At 74.1% G+C, this 13,598-nt stretch carries 11 protein-coding genes; 10 read left to right on the forward strand and 1 reads right to left on the reverse strand.

Annotation, left to right across the window (positions count from 1 at the left end; all coding sequences use genetic code 11):
• Positions 1-3: 3 nt before the first annotated feature.
• From QOL16_RS04015 to QOL16_RS04060, 10 genes are all read left to right on the forward strand, one after another.
• Positions 4-1,200, forward strand: coding sequence for a Gfo/Idh/MocA family protein (locus QOL16_RS04015; protein WP_071282513.1), 1,197 nt, complete (start codon positions 4-6; stop codon positions 1,198-1,200).
• Positions 1,197-1,907, forward strand: a complete 711-nt coding sequence (locus QOL16_RS04020; protein ID WP_071282515.1) for a ThuA domain-containing protein — start codon at positions 1,197-1,199, stop codon at positions 1,905-1,907. The genes QOL16_RS04015 and QOL16_RS04020 overlap by 4 nt, the downstream gene beginning before the upstream one ends.
• Positions 1,892-2,989, forward strand: a complete 1,098-nt coding sequence (locus tag QOL16_RS04025; protein ID WP_083394895.1) for a Gfo/Idh/MocA family protein — start codon at positions 1,892-1,894, stop codon at positions 2,987-2,989. The genes QOL16_RS04020 and QOL16_RS04025 overlap by 16 nt, the downstream gene beginning before the upstream one ends.
• 31 nt (positions 2,990-3,020) lie before the next feature.
• Positions 3,021-4,097, forward strand: coding sequence for a sugar phosphate isomerase/epimerase (locus QOL16_RS04030; RefSeq protein WP_253181687.1), 1,077 nt, complete (start codon positions 3,021-3,023; stop codon positions 4,095-4,097).
• 193 nt (positions 4,098-4,290) lie between these two features.
• Positions 4,291-5,583, forward strand: coding sequence for an ROK family transcriptional regulator (locus tag QOL16_RS04035; RefSeq protein ID WP_071282517.1), 1,293 nt, complete (start codon positions 4,291-4,293; stop codon positions 5,581-5,583).
• The gene (locus QOL16_RS04040; RefSeq protein ID WP_071282519.1) at positions 5,580-6,629 is read left to right on the forward strand and encodes an NAD(P)-dependent alcohol dehydrogenase; all 1,050 of its coding nucleotides are present in this window, start codon (positions 5,580-5,582) and stop codon (positions 6,627-6,629) included. The genes QOL16_RS04035 and QOL16_RS04040 overlap by 4 nt, the downstream gene beginning before the upstream one ends.
• Positions 6,630-6,861: 232 nt before the next feature.
• A complete protein-coding gene (locus tag QOL16_RS04045; protein ID WP_071282522.1) occupies positions 6,862-8,247 on the forward strand; it encodes an MFS transporter in 1,386 nt (461 codons plus the stop codon).
• A gap of 80 nt (positions 8,248-8,327) precedes the next feature.
• On the forward strand, positions 8,328-9,764 hold the full coding sequence (gene glmU, locus QOL16_RS04050; protein ID WP_071282524.1) for a bifunctional UDP-N-acetylglucosamine diphosphorylase/glucosamine-1-phosphate N-acetyltransferase GlmU: 1,437 nt from the start codon (positions 8,328-8,330) through the stop codon (positions 9,762-9,764).
• A gap of 48 nt (positions 9,765-9,812) precedes the next feature.
• Positions 9,813-10,790 carry a ribose-phosphate diphosphokinase gene (locus QOL16_RS04055; protein ID WP_065964720.1) on the forward strand — a complete coding sequence of 326 codons (978 nt, stop codon included), beginning with the start codon at positions 9,813-9,815 and terminating at the stop codon, positions 10,788-10,790.
• Positions 10,791-10,873: 83 nt separating this feature from the next.
• A complete protein-coding gene (locus tag QOL16_RS04060; RefSeq protein ID WP_071282527.1) occupies positions 10,874-11,662 on the forward strand; it encodes a putative protein N(5)-glutamine methyltransferase in 789 nt (262 codons plus the stop codon).
• Between the two features lie 160 nt (positions 11,663-11,822).
• Here the strand turns inward: QOL16_RS04060 and QOL16_RS04065 are convergent, their stop codons facing one another.
• The gene (locus QOL16_RS04065) at positions 11,823-13,457 is read right to left on the reverse strand and encodes a molybdopterin-dependent oxidoreductase (protein WP_083394896.1); all 1,635 of its coding nucleotides are present in this window, start codon (positions 13,455-13,457) and stop codon (positions 11,823-11,825) included.
• Positions 13,458-13,598 lie beyond the last annotated feature (141 nt).

Raw genomic sequence — 13,598 nt, forward strand, 5'->3', positions numbered from 1 at the left:
TGGATGGCACAGGACGGACACGGACCGGGTCGACTGCGGGTCGCCATGGTCGGACACGGCTTCATGGGGGCGGCGCACTCCCAGGCCTGGCGGACCGCGCCCAGGTTCTTCGACCTCGGGGTCGAACCCGAGATGGCCGTGGTCGTCGGCCGCGACGCCGAGCGTGCCGAGGCCGCCCGCGCGAAGTACGGATGGCAGGCCGCCTCGACCGACTGGCGGCAGGTGGTCGCCGACCCGGCGATCGACGTCGTCGACGTCGTGTCGCCGGGCTCGTCCCACGTCGAGGTCGCGATCGCCGCGCTCGAGGCCGGCAAGCACGTGCTCTGCGAGAAGCCCCTCGCCAACACCGTCGAGGAGGCCGAGGCGATGACCGCCGCGGCCACGGCCGCTGCCGCGCGCGGCGTCCGCGCGATGGTCGGGTGCAGCTACCGTCGCGTGCCCGCGATCGCGCTGGCACGCCAGCTGGTGCAGGACGGGAGGCTCGGCACCGTCCGCCAGGTCCGCGCGCTCTACCTGCAGGACTGGCTGGCCGACGCCGAGGGCCCGATGACGTGGCGCCTCGACAAGGCGCTCGCCGGTTCCGGCTCGCTCGGCGACATCGGCGCGCACGCGATCGACCTCGTCGAGCACGTCACGGGCGCACAGCTGTCGACCGTGTCCGGCACGCTCGAGACCTTCGTGCACGAGCGCCCGCTCATGGCCGAGGGCGTCGGGCTGTCCGGCACCGCGTCGAGCGAGCGCGGGCAGGTCACGGTCGACGACGCAGCGTTCTTCCTCGGTCGGCTCGTCGGCGGCGCTGCCGACGGCGCGATCGGTTCGTTCGAGGCCACGCGCTACGCGACCGGTCGGAAGAACGGCCTGACGCTCGAGGTCAGCGGCTCCGAGGGCGCGATCCAGTTCGACCTCGAGTCGATGAACGAACTGCGGCTGTACGAGTCGTCGGCGCCCGCGGGGGAGCAGGGCTTCCGCCGCATCCTCGTCACCGAGCCGGAGCACGAGTACATGGCCGCGTGGTGGCCGACCGGGCACCTCATCGGCTACGAGCACACCTTCAGCCACCAGGTCGCGGACTTCGTGCGCGCGATCGTCGACGGCACCGACCCCTCGCCCTCGTTCGCGGACGGACTGCACGTGCAGCGCGTCCTCGACGCGGTCGAGCGCAGCGCCGCCGACGGCAGCAGCTGGACGGCCATCCGATGAGCGCCGCCGAGACGCAGCAGCGTCGGGCCCTGGTCGTCCGGGGCGGCTGGGACGGGCACATGCCGGTCGAGACCACCGACCTGTTCGTCCCGTTCCTGCGCGACCACGGGTTCGACGTCCGGGTGTCGGACTCGACCGCGGTGTACGCGGACGAGTCGGTCATGGCGGACGTCGACCTGATCGTCCAGGTCGTCACGATGTCGACCATCGCCGACGACGAGTTCGCCGGGCTGCAGCGGGCGGTGCTCGGCGGTGCCGGGCTCGCCGGGTGGCACGGCGGGATCGCGGACGCCTTCCGCAACACCGCCGACTACCTGCACATGGTCGGCGGGCAGTTCGCCCACCACGCGGGCAAGCACCCGTCCGAGCGCACCGGCGAGCAGTCCGACAACTACATCCCGTACACGGTGCACATCACCGAGGCCGGGCACGAGCACCCGATCACGCAGGGCATCGAGGACTTCGACCTCGTGACCGAGCAGTACTGGGTGCTCTCCGACGAGTACAACGACGTGCTGGCGACCACCACGCAGGAGGCCCGGGACTTCGACGCCTGGAACCGCCCGGTGACCGCGCCGGCGATCTGGACCCGGCAGTGGGGGCAGGGACGTGTGTTCGTCTCGGCACCCGGCCACCGGCTCGAGGTCGTCGAGTCGCAGCCGCTCCGCACGATCATCGAGAGGGGACTCCTGTGGGCGAGCCGATGAAGGTCGGGGTCGTCGGGGTCGGCGTCATCAGCCAGCAGTACTTCGAGCACTTCCCGGCGCTGCCCGGCCTCGAGCTGACCGCGGTCGCCGACATCGACGTCGACCGGGCACGGTCGGTGGGGGCCGCCCAGGGCGTGCGCGGCACGAGCGTCGACGAGCTCATCGCCGCGGACGACGTCGACGTCGTGCTCAACCTGACGATCCCGGCCGCGCACGCCGAGGTCGCGACGCGGGCGCTCGAGGCCGGCAAGCACGTGTACGGCGAGAAGCCGCTCGCGACGTCGACGGCCGAGGCGCAGCCCGTGCTCGACCTGGCGCGACGCTCCGGCCTGCGGGTCGGCAGCGCGCCGGACACCGTGCTCGGCACCGGGATCCAGACCGCCCGGCACGCGCTCGACAGCGGTGCGATCGGCACCCCGGTCGGGGCCGCGGTGTCGTGGTCGGCGCCCGGACACGAGCTGTGGCACCCGGCGCCCGCGTTCTACTACCAGCCCGGCGGCGGCCCGCTGCTCGACATGGGGCCGTACTACCTGACGAGCCTGGTGTCGTTCTTCGGGCCGGTCGTCCGGGTGAGCGGTGCCTCGACGCGGTCGGACCGGGAGCGCACCATCGGCACCGGCCCCGCCGCGGGCACACCGCTCCGGGTGGACGTCGACACGCACGTGGTCGCGGTCCTGGAGCACGCCGACGGCGTGGTCTCGACGCTGACGGTGTCGTTCGAGGTGTGGGCCACCCGGGCGCCGCTGTTCGAGGTGTACGGCACCGCGGGCACCCTCGGCATCCCCGACCCGAACCGGTTCTCCGATGCGGTGTCGATCGCCGACGCGGCCACCCGCGAGTGGCGCGAGCTGCCGACGAGCGCCGGGTACGCCGACGCCGGTCGCGGCTACGGCCTCGCCGACATGGCGCACGCGATCGCCACCGACCGTCCGCACCGGGCGTCCGGCGACCTCGCGTTCCACGTGCTCGAGGTGATGGAGGCGGTGGCCACCGCGGCCCGCGAGCACACCGTGGTCGACGTGCGGTCGCGCGTCGACCGACCCGACACCGTGCCCGGCGGGGCCACCCCGGGGTCCTGGTGACCCGACGCACACGCGAGGAAGGACGACGACGATGACGACGACGGACGGAACCGGCGAGACGGGCGCGAGCAGCGCCTCCCGGCCGGAGGGTGGTGCCCGGTCCACGCGACCGGTCACGCTGTTCACCGGCCAGTGGGCGGACCTGCCCTTCGAGGAGGTCGCCCGCCTGGCGGGGGAGTGGGGCTACGACGGCCTGGAGATCGCCTGCTGGGGCGACCACCTGGACGTCCGGCGCGCCGCGACGGACCCGGCGTACGTGGCGGACCGGAAGGCGGTCCTCGAGCGCAACGGGCTGCAGGTCTGGACCATCGCGAACCACCTGACCGGCCAGGCCGTGTGCGACGACCCGATCGACCAGCGGCACGAGGACATCCTCGCGCCGCACGTGTGGGGCGACGGCGACCCCGAGGGCGTCCGGCAGCGCGCCGCCGAGGAGCTGCAGTGGACCGCCCGGGCGGCCGCGGCACTCGGCGTCTCGACCGTCACCGGGTTCACCGGATCGTCGATCTGGAAGACCGTCGCCGGGTTCCCGCCCGTGCCCCCGGGCATGATCGACGCCGGGTACCAGGACTTCCACGACCGCTGGTCGCCGATCCTCGACGTGTTCGAGGAGGTCGGGGTGCGCTTCGCACTCGAGGTGCACCCGTCCGAGATCGCCTACGACTACTGGACGGCCAAGCGGGCGCTCGAGGTGTTCGCGGACCGGCCGTCGTTCGGGTTCAACTTCGACCCGTCGCACTTCGTGTGGCAGGACCTCGACCCGGCGGTGTTCCTCATGGACTTCGCCGAGCGGGTGTACCACGTGCACTGCAAGGAGTCGGTGAAGCAGCTCGACGGGCGCAACGGGCGGCTCGCGTCCCACCTGCCGTGGGGCGACCCCCGGCGCGGCTGGGACTTCGTCAGCGCCGGGCACGGGGACGTGCCGTGGGAGCGGGTGTTCCGCGTGCTGAACCACATCGGGTACGACGGGCCGACGAGCGTCGAGTGGGAGGACGCCGGCATGGACCGGCTCGTCGGCGGACCGGAGGCGCTCGCGTTCGTGCGGCGGCTCGGGACGATCGCGCCGCCGGACGCCGCGTTCGACGCCGCGTTCTCGCGCTCGCGCTGAGCCCGGGGGCGGGCGCGCCGGGTCGAACCGGGCGTGCCGGCTCGGCTCGGGCGTGCCGGGTCGAACCGGACGTGCCGGGTCGAACCGGGCGTACCCGGTCCGCCGGGACGACCGGGGACGCCCGTTCCCGCCACCCATCGCAGGCGTTCTGGGAAACTTCGTACCCACCGCCACCCCGACCCCAGGAGGACCCATGGCCCGACCGGCCACGACCACGCCCGGCAACGCGGCGCGCGTCCTCCGCATCGTGCACGAGGGCGGCCCCGTCTCGCGCGCCGAGCTGACCCGGCGCACGGGCCTGAACCGCTCGACCGTGCTCGCGATCGTCGGGGAGCTCGTCGACCAGGGACTCGTGCACGAGGAGTTCCCCGTCCCGGGCGGCCCCGGCGCGGACCGCCCGAGCGCCGGCGTCGGCCGACCCAGCCCGATCGTGCGGGCGTCGGCGGACGTGGTCGCGGCGGCCGTCACGGTCGAGATCGACGCCGTCGGGGTCGCCCTCGTCGCGCTCGACGGCACCGTGCGGGACCGGCTCGTCGAACCCCAGGCCGCCGTGCCCGGGGCTGCGGACGCCGTCGACGCGGTGGCGCGCGTGCTCGGCGTGCTGACCGCCCGGGCAGCTCCGGGCCTCCGGGTCGTCGGGGTCGGTGTCGCCGTGCCGGGGATCGTCCGCGTCGAGGACGGGGTCGTCCGCGACGCGCCGCACCTCGGCTGGCGGGACGAACCCTTCGCCGGGGTGCTCGGGGAGCGCCTCGGGCTGCCGGTCCGCGCCGCGAACGACGCGAACCTCGGCGCCTGGGCCGAACGGCTGTACGGCAGCGCGCGCGGCGTCGACGACCTCGTGTACCTGAACGGCGGGGCGAGCGGCATCGGCGGCGGGATCGTCAGCGCCGGCCGACCGTTCAGCGGGGCCGACGGGTACGCGGGCGAGCTCGGGCACACCTTCGTCGCCGCGAACGGCATCCGGTGCCACTGCGGCGCGGTGGGCTGCCTGGAGACCGAGGCGTCCCGCGACGCCCTCACCGCCGTCACCGGGACGGCGCCCGACGACCTCGACGCCCTCGCCACGGCGCTCGCCGAGGGGCGGCCCGAGGTCGAGCAGGTCGTCGACCGGCAGGTGACCGCCCTCGCGACCGCGATCCGGAACGCCGTGCACACGGTCGACCCCGAGGTCGTCGTGCTCGGCGGGTTCCTCGGCGACCTGCTCGGGCACGTCGGCGACCGCGTCGAGCACGAGGTCCGCGCGCAGACCATGGCGGCGATGACCGACCGGCTCCGGGTGGTGCCGTCGGCCCTCGGGCGGGACGTCCTGGTGCGCGGCGCCGCCGAGCTCGGCTTCGCCGACCTGCTCCGGGACGGCCAGGCCGCCGCACCGGCTGAGACCGCACCGACCACGGCCACGACGACGGCCCCGCCCGCCGCCCCGCCGACCACACCCACCACCACGTCCGACCGCGACGACGCGGTCGAGGAAGCGAGATCCGCATGACCACCCCCGACCAGACCCACCAGCGCGTCAGCGTGCTGCTCGGCACGCAGGACCTCACCGTCGAGGACCGCCCGGTCCCCGCGGTCGACCCGGGCGACGTGCTCGTCCGCGTCGCCGCGGTCGGCGTCTGCGGCTCCGACGTGCACTACTACCGGCACGGCCGCATCGGCGACTTCGTCGTCGAGGAGCCCCTCGTCCTCGGGCACGAGCTGTCCGGCACGATCGCCGCCGTCGGCGAGGGCGTCGACCCCGCCCGCGTCGGGGAGCGTGTCGCGATCGAACCCCAGCGTCCCTGCCACCGCTGCGCGCAGTGCCTGGCCGGCCGCTACAACCTCTGCCCGCACATGCGCTTCTACGCGACGCCGCCGGTCGACGGCGCCTTCGCCGAGTTCGTCACGATCGAGGCCGAGTTCGCCCACACGCTGCCCGACGCCGTGTCCTTCGAGGCCGGCGCGCTCCTCGAGCCGCTGTCCGTCGGCATCGCCGCAGCGCGCAAGGCCGGCATCGTCCCCCGTTCGAGCGTCCTCATCGCCGGAGCCGGTCCGATCGGCATCATCTGCGCGCAGGTCGCCCGCGCGTTCGGCGCCACCCGGGTCGTCGTCAGCGACCTCGTGCCCGAGCGCCGCGAGCGCGCGCTGTCCTTCGGCGCGACCGAGGTCGTCGACCCCGTCGCGGTGGACGTCACGGCGGACATCGTGCCGGTCGACGCCTTCATCGACGCCAGCGGTGCGCCGCGCGCGGTGTCCGACGGCATCAAGGCGGTCGGCCCGGCGGGAGCGGCGGTCCTGGTCGGGCTCGGCAACTCCGAGATGGTGCTGCCCGTCGAGCACATCCAGAACCTCGAGGTCACGGTCACCGGGATCTTCCGGTACACGAACACGTGGCCGGTGGCGATCGACCTGGTCGCCTCGGGGCAGGTCGACCTCGAGGCGCTCGTCACGGGACGCTTCGGCCTCGACGACGTCCGCGAGGCCCTCGAGAGCGACACCGACCCGGCATCGCTCAAGTCGGTCGTCTACCCGAACGGCGTCCCCACCGCCTCGTGACCCGCGTCCGCGACGCGACCCGCGGCCGTCGCGTCGTCACCCGTGGCGGACGGGAGGCCCGTGGCGGGCCCGAACTGCGCCTCCCGTCCGCCACCACGGGACGGACGGGAGGCGCGGCGCGGGCCCGACCCGCGCCTCCCGTCCGTCCCGCGGTCGCGCCCGGCGACCGCACCTGCCGCCGCACCCGGACCGGGGGCACCGGAGCGACACCGCGACGCGCTACGGTTCGCGCATGACCGCGACACCGGCGGCGGCAGTGCCGCAGCGCACCGACCGACGTGCCCTCGTGTCCTGGGCGCTCTGGGACTGGGGGTCCGCGGCGTTCAACGCCGTCGTCACGACCTTCGTGTTCAGCACGTACCTGGCGAGCCGCGCCTTCGTCGACCCGCGACTCGTCGCCGCCGAGGACGGGTCCGCCGCCGCGACCCGGGCCGTCGAGCGGGAGCTCGCGCACAACGCGGCGACCGTCTCGACCGCCCTGACGCTCGCGGGCATCGTCGTCGCGCTCGTCGCACCCGCGGTGGGACGGCTCGCCGACTCCTCCGGACACCGGCGCCGGTCGGTGCTCATCGCGACCATCGGCATCGCGCTGTCCATCGGGGCGATGGTCTTCGTCGCGCCGAGCCAGCCGTACCTCGTGCTCGGTGCGGCGCTGCTCGGCATCGGGACCGTCGCCTACGAGATCGCGACCGTCGGCTACAACGCCATGCTCGGCCAGGTCGCGGCCGGGGCGAAGACCGGCCGGGTGTCGGCGATCGGCTGGGCCGCGGGGTACTTCGGCGGGATCGTGCTGCTCATGGTGCTGCTCGTCCTGTGCATCCAGGACTTCGGCACGCCCGGGGTGGCCGGACTCCTGCAGCTGCCCGCGACCGTCGCGACCGGGCAGTGGGACGTGCGCGTCGCGATCGGCATCGCGGCTGTGTGGCTCGCGGTCAGCTCCGTGCCGCTGTTCGTCACGGTGCCCGAGGCCGCGCGCGACCAGACCACCAGCGGCGGGCTGCTGTCCGCCTACCGGGACCTGGGCCGGCACGTCGCCCGGCTCTGGCGCGAGCGGCGCAACGTGCTCGCGTTCCTGGTCGCGAGTGCCGTGTTCCGTGACGGCGTCGGCGCGGTCTTCACGTTCGGCGGCATCATCGCCGCGCAGGTCTTCGGGTTCAGCGCGTCCGAGGTGATCCTGTTCGCCATCGTCGCCAACGTCGTGGCCGGCATCGCGACCTTCGTGTCCGGGCGGCTCGACGACCGGTTCGGGTCGCGGGCGATCATCTCCGTGTCGCTCGTCGGCCTCGTCGTGTGCGGCACCGCGGTGCTGTTCGCGGGGTCGGCGCAGAACGCGTTCTGGGTGCTCGGCCTGGCGCTGTGCGTGTTCGTCGGACCGGTGCAGTCGTCGTCCCGGGCGTACCTGGCGCGGCTCGCGACGCCGGGGCGCGAGGGGGAGTTGTTCGGCCTGTACGCGACCACCGGGCGGGCGGCGTCGTTCCTGGCGCCGGCGCTGTTCGGCGTCGCGGTGAGCGTGACCGGGTCGACGCGCTTCGGGATCCTCGGCATCGTCGTGGTGCTCGTCGCGGGGCTCGTGCTGATGGCCTTCGTGCGGCGGGAGCCGGCGGAGGCGGTGCGCTGACGGGGGCGGGCGGGCGTCGTGCGCGGGGCCGGGGCCGGCGGGGTGACACCCGTCCGGCCGGCGTGCGCCAGGATGGAGGCATGACCGACCAGCGCATCGCCGTCGTCGTCCTCGCCGCCGGCCAGGGCACCCGCATGAAGTCGTCCACCCCGAAGGTGCTGCACCGCCTCGCGGGCCTGCCGCTCGTCGCGCACGTGCTCCGGACCGCCTCGACCATCGAGCCCGAGCACGTCGTCGTCGTCGTCCGGCACGAACGGGAGCGCGTCGCGGCCGAGGTCGCCGAGCGTGCCCCGGGCGCGATCGTCGTCGACCAGGACGACGTCCCCGGTACCGGTCGTGCCGTCGAGGTCGCCGTGCAGGCGCTGCCCGCCGACTTCGACGGAGCGGTCGTCGTGCTCTCGGGCGACGTGCCGTTGCTCGACGCCGCATCGCTGCGGCGGCTCGCGGACGCCCACGTCGGCAACGCCGTGACGCTCGTCAGCGCGATCGCCCCGGACCCGACCGGTCTCGGTCGGATCGTGCGCGACGCCTCCGGGGCGTTCGTCGGGGTCGTCGAGCACAAGGACGCCACCGACGAGCAGCGCACCATCACCGAGGCCAACGCCGGCATCTACGCCTTCGACGTCACGCACCTGCGCGCCGTCCTGCCCGAGCTCACCACCGCGAACGCGCAGGGCGAGAAGTACGTCACGGACGTCCCCGCCCTCGTCGCGGCGCGCGGCGGCGTGGTGGACGTCGTCACGCTGACCGACCCGTGGCTGGTCGCCGGGATCAACGACCGCGCGCAGCTGTCCGACGCGGCACGCGAGCTCAACGCACGCATCGTCCGCCGGCACCAGCTCGCCGGCGTGACCGTGCAGGACCCCGCCACGACCTGGATCGACCTCGACGTGACGATCGAGCCCGACGCCGAGGTCCTGCCGGGCACGCAGCTCCTCGGCGCGACCGCCATCGCCGCCGGTGCCGTCGTCGGGCCGGACACGACGCTCCGCGACACCGAGGTCGGGGCCGGCGCCACGGTGAACCGCGTCGACGCCACCCTCGCCGTCGTCGGTGCCGGTGCGTCGGTCGGCCCCTTCGCCTACCTCCGACCGGGCACGATCCTCGGCGACCAGGGCAAGATCGGCACCTTCGTCGAGACGAAGAACGCCGTGATCGGCCGCGGCAGCAAGGTGCCGCACCTGTCGTACATCGGCGACGCCGAGGTCGGTGAGGACTCGAACATCGGGGCGAACACCATCACCGCGAACTACGACGGCGTGCACAAGCACCGCACCGAGGTCGGGTCGAACGTGCGGACCGGATCGCACAACGTCTTCGTCGCCCCCGTTAGGATTGGCGACGGGGCGTACACCGGCGCGGGTACGACCGTCCGCAAGGACGTACCGGCCGGGTCGCTGGCCATCAGCTACGCCCCGCAGCGCAACACCGACGGATGGGTCGAGGAACACCGGCCCGGTTCGCCGGCGGCCGAGGCGGCTCGGCGCGCGCACGGCGAACAGAACACGACAGCCTGACCCGGCCGTCGGCATCGACCCCACGGGGTCAGGGAGTGAGCACCGCACTTGTCCGGAATCAAGACCACCGGCCAGAAACGACTCGTCCTCGTCTCGGGACGAGCACACCCGGAGCTCTCGGAGCAGATCGCCGCCGAGCTCGGCGTCGACCTGGTCCCGACCGACGCGCGCACCTTCGCGAACGGTGAGCTCTACGCCCGCTTCGACGAGTCGGTCCGCGGCTGCGACGCGTTCGTCATCCAGTCGCACACCGCGCCGATCAACGAGTGGCTCATGGAGCAGCTCATCATGGTCGACGCGCTCAAGCGTGCCTCGGCGAAGCGCATCACGGTCGTCGCGCCGTTCTACCCGTACGCCCGTCAGGACAAGAAGGGCCGCGGCCGCGAGCCGATCTCGGCCCGCCTCGTGGCCGACCTGTTCAAGGCGGCCGGCGCGCACCGCATCATGAGCGTCGACCTGCACGCCGCGCAGATCCAGGGCTTCTTCGACGGCCCCGTGGACCACCTGTTCGCGATGCCGGTGCTGCTCGAGCGCTTCAAGCAGATCCTCGACCCCGAGACGCTCACCGTCGTGTCGCCCGACATGGGGCGCGTGCGCGTGGCCGACATCTGGTCCGAGAAGCTCGGCGCGCCCCTCGCGATCATCCACAAGCGTCGCGACCCGCTCATCCCGAACCAGGTCTCGGTGCACGAGATCGTCGGCGACGTGTCCGGTCGCGTCTGCCTGCTCGTCGACGACCTCATCGACACGGGCCGCACGATCGCGAAGGCCGCCGAGGCCCTGAAGAACGCCGGCGCCACCGGTGTCGTCGTCGCCGCGACCCACGCCGTCTTCTCCGACCCCGCGACCGAGCTGCTCCAGAGCAAGTTCATCGATCGCGTCGTCGTCACCGACACGCTGCCGCTGCCGATGGAGAAGCGGTGGGAGCGCCTCGAGGTGCTGCCGATCGCGCCGCTCATCGCCCGGGCCATCCACGAGGTCTTCGACGACGGCTCGGTCACCTCGATGTTCGACGGTGCGGCGTAGCGCACGGGTCCGGAGCGGTCGGGTCGGTCGATCGTGACCGCTCCGGCCCGGCGGATGCGCCGTCGCGGTCCGGTCGCGCGATCGTGACCGCCCCGGTCCACCCCGCGCGGAACGCGCTCGCCGCCCGACTCCGGGCGGCGGGCAGCGTCTTCGCCGAGGACGAGGCCGACCTCCTGCTCGAGGCCGGTGACGGCGACCCCGTCCGCCTCCGGACGCTCGTGCAGCGTCGGCTCGCCGGGGAGCCGCTCGAGGTCGTCCTCGGCTGGGCGGCCTTCGACGGGCACCGGGTCCGTGTCGCCGCGGGCGTGTTCGTCCCGCGCACCCGCACGACCGTCGTGGTCGAGCAGGCAGCCCGGCGGCTCCGGCGGTACGACCGTGTGGTCGACCTGTGCTGCGGGGTCGGCGCGATCTCGGTCGCGTTGCTCGGCCGGGTCGGTGCGCTCGACCTCGTGGCGGCCGACGTCGACCCGGACGCAGCGGACGTCGCCGCGGAGAACGTCGGCGACCGCGGGATCGTCGTGACGGGCGACCTGTTCGCGCCGCTCCCGGACCGGTTCCGCGGGGCGGTCGACGTCGTCGCCGTGAACGCCCCCTACGTGCCGACGGCGGAGATCGCGCTGATGCCCGTGGAGGCCCGGGAGCACGAGCGCACGGTCGCCCTCGACGGCGGCCCGGACGGGCTCGACCTGCACCGCCGGATCGCTGCGGGCGCGGGGGAGTGGCTCCGGCCGGGCGGTGCGGTCGTCATCGAGGTGTCGGCGGAGCAGGCAGCGACCTCCGCGGCGGCGTTCGCAGCCGCGGGCTTCGCCGTCGAGGTCGTGCACGACGACGCGGTCGACGGGACCTGCGTGGTGGCGGTCCGTCCGAGCTGACCGGCGGTCCACCGCGCTGACCCGGCGCAGTCCGTGGCGGCCGGCTCGGCCCGGGGTGGTCGGGCGCCGTCCGCACTCGGCTGTTCAGCCCGCACCGGTCGGGTCAGCCCGCACTCGGCGGTTCAGCCCGCACCGGTCGGGTGAGCCCGCACCGGTCGGGTCAGCCCGCGCTGACCTGGACGCTGTGCCACCCGGAGGCACCGTTCGGCGCCGGCGGCCGTTCGACGCTCGTCTGCACCTGCCCGTCGGCACTGATCGCCCGCACCTGCAGGCGGTGCGACCCCGCGGTGGGCTGCCACCGCCAGACCCACTGGCGCCAGGTGTCCGCCGAGGCAGAGTCCGCGAGCGTCGCGTCCTGCCACGGACCGTCGTCGACCTGCACCTGGACGCCCTTGACGCCCGTGTGGGGCTGCCACGCGACGCCCGCGACCGCGACCGTTGCTCCGGCGTCCACGGTGCTGCCGTCGCGCGGGGTGTCGATCCGTGACTCGAGCTTCACCGGCCCCCGCTCCGACCACCCGCGGGGCGTCCAGTAGCCCTGTGCGTCGGCGAACCGGGTGACCTCGAGCTCGGTGACCCACTTCGTGGCCGAGACGTAGCCGTACAGGCCGGGCACCACCATGCGGACCGGGAACCCGTGCTCCGGCGGCAACGGCTCACCGTTCATCCCGACGGCCAGCAACGCCGCCGTCCCCTCGTCCTGCAGGACGTCGAGCGGGGTCCCGGCCGAGAAACCGTCGCTGCTCCGCGACAGCACCATGTCGGCGCCGTCGTGCACACCCGCCCGGGCCAGGAGTTCGCGGATGGGGTAGCCGAGCCACATCGCGTTGCCGATCAGGTCGCCACCGACCTCGTTCGACACGCAGCTCAGCGTGGCAATGTGTTCCTCGAGCGGGAGCGCGAGCAGTTCGTCCCAGGTCAGCTCGACCTCGCGGTCGACCGCGCCGTGGATGCGGAGCCGCCACTGTGCCGGGTCGATCGACGGTACGCGGAGCGCGGTGTCGATCCGGTAGAAGTCGGTGTTCGGCGTCACGTACGGGCTGATGCCGGACACGTCGAGCGAGGCACCGGCCGGCACGGCGGGGGCGGCCGTCGCGGGCGCCGGGAGGCGGATCGCACGACGCGCGGCCGCGGCCGCCTGCAGCGCGGAGGTCCCGATCCGGGAGGCGCTGCCGACGACGACCGCCGTCACCGCGGTCGCGGCACCCCACACGAGGAAGGCGCGGCGTTCCGTCCCGGCGGGCCGGGGTGCGGCGGACGGCACCGCGGCAGCCGCCTCCCACCGTCGGAGCCGCTGCAGGAGCACGCGGAGCACGACCACCGCCGCGGCGACGCCGAGCACGGTCGGGGCGCCGTCCCACGTCCCGCTCCCGGTGCGGGTGGTCACGGACAGGAGGGAGAGGACGCCGCCGAGCGCGAACACGAGGGCACCGAACGGCGGCCGTGCACGTTCCAGGACGCCGGCGCCGGCGCTCACCGCGGCGGTGACGACGGCCATCAGCACGAACAGCGCGGCCTTGTCACCGGTGCCGAACAGCCCGACCATCAGGTCCTTCGCGGCCGGCGGTGCGAGGTCGATCACCGCAGACCCCACCGCCACGAGCGGACTGCCCGCCCCACCGAGCAGGAGCGCGACGAGCTCCGCGACGCCGAGGAAGACGGCGACCGCGACGACCCCGCAGGCAGCGGCGAACAGGACCGGGCGGCCCACCGGGGGCTGCGGAGCGTCGTCTCCCGGTGTCGTGCTGTGTGCCGGTGTCGTGCTGGGTGCCGGCGAACGGTCTGCGGTGGTCACCCGAGCAGCGTAGGTCGGCGGGACCCCGGATGCGCTGACAGTCGGGGGACTGTGGACGGCGCGACTGCCGGCGGGGCCTGTGGAGGAGGGAGTCGCCGCCGCCCACCGGGTTCCCGGACCGTTCACCGACCGCCACAGCGC

Source organism: Curtobacterium sp. MCBA15_004 (assembly GCF_001865055.2).
GTDB lineage: Bacteria > Actinomycetota > Actinomycetes > Actinomycetales > Microbacteriaceae > Curtobacterium.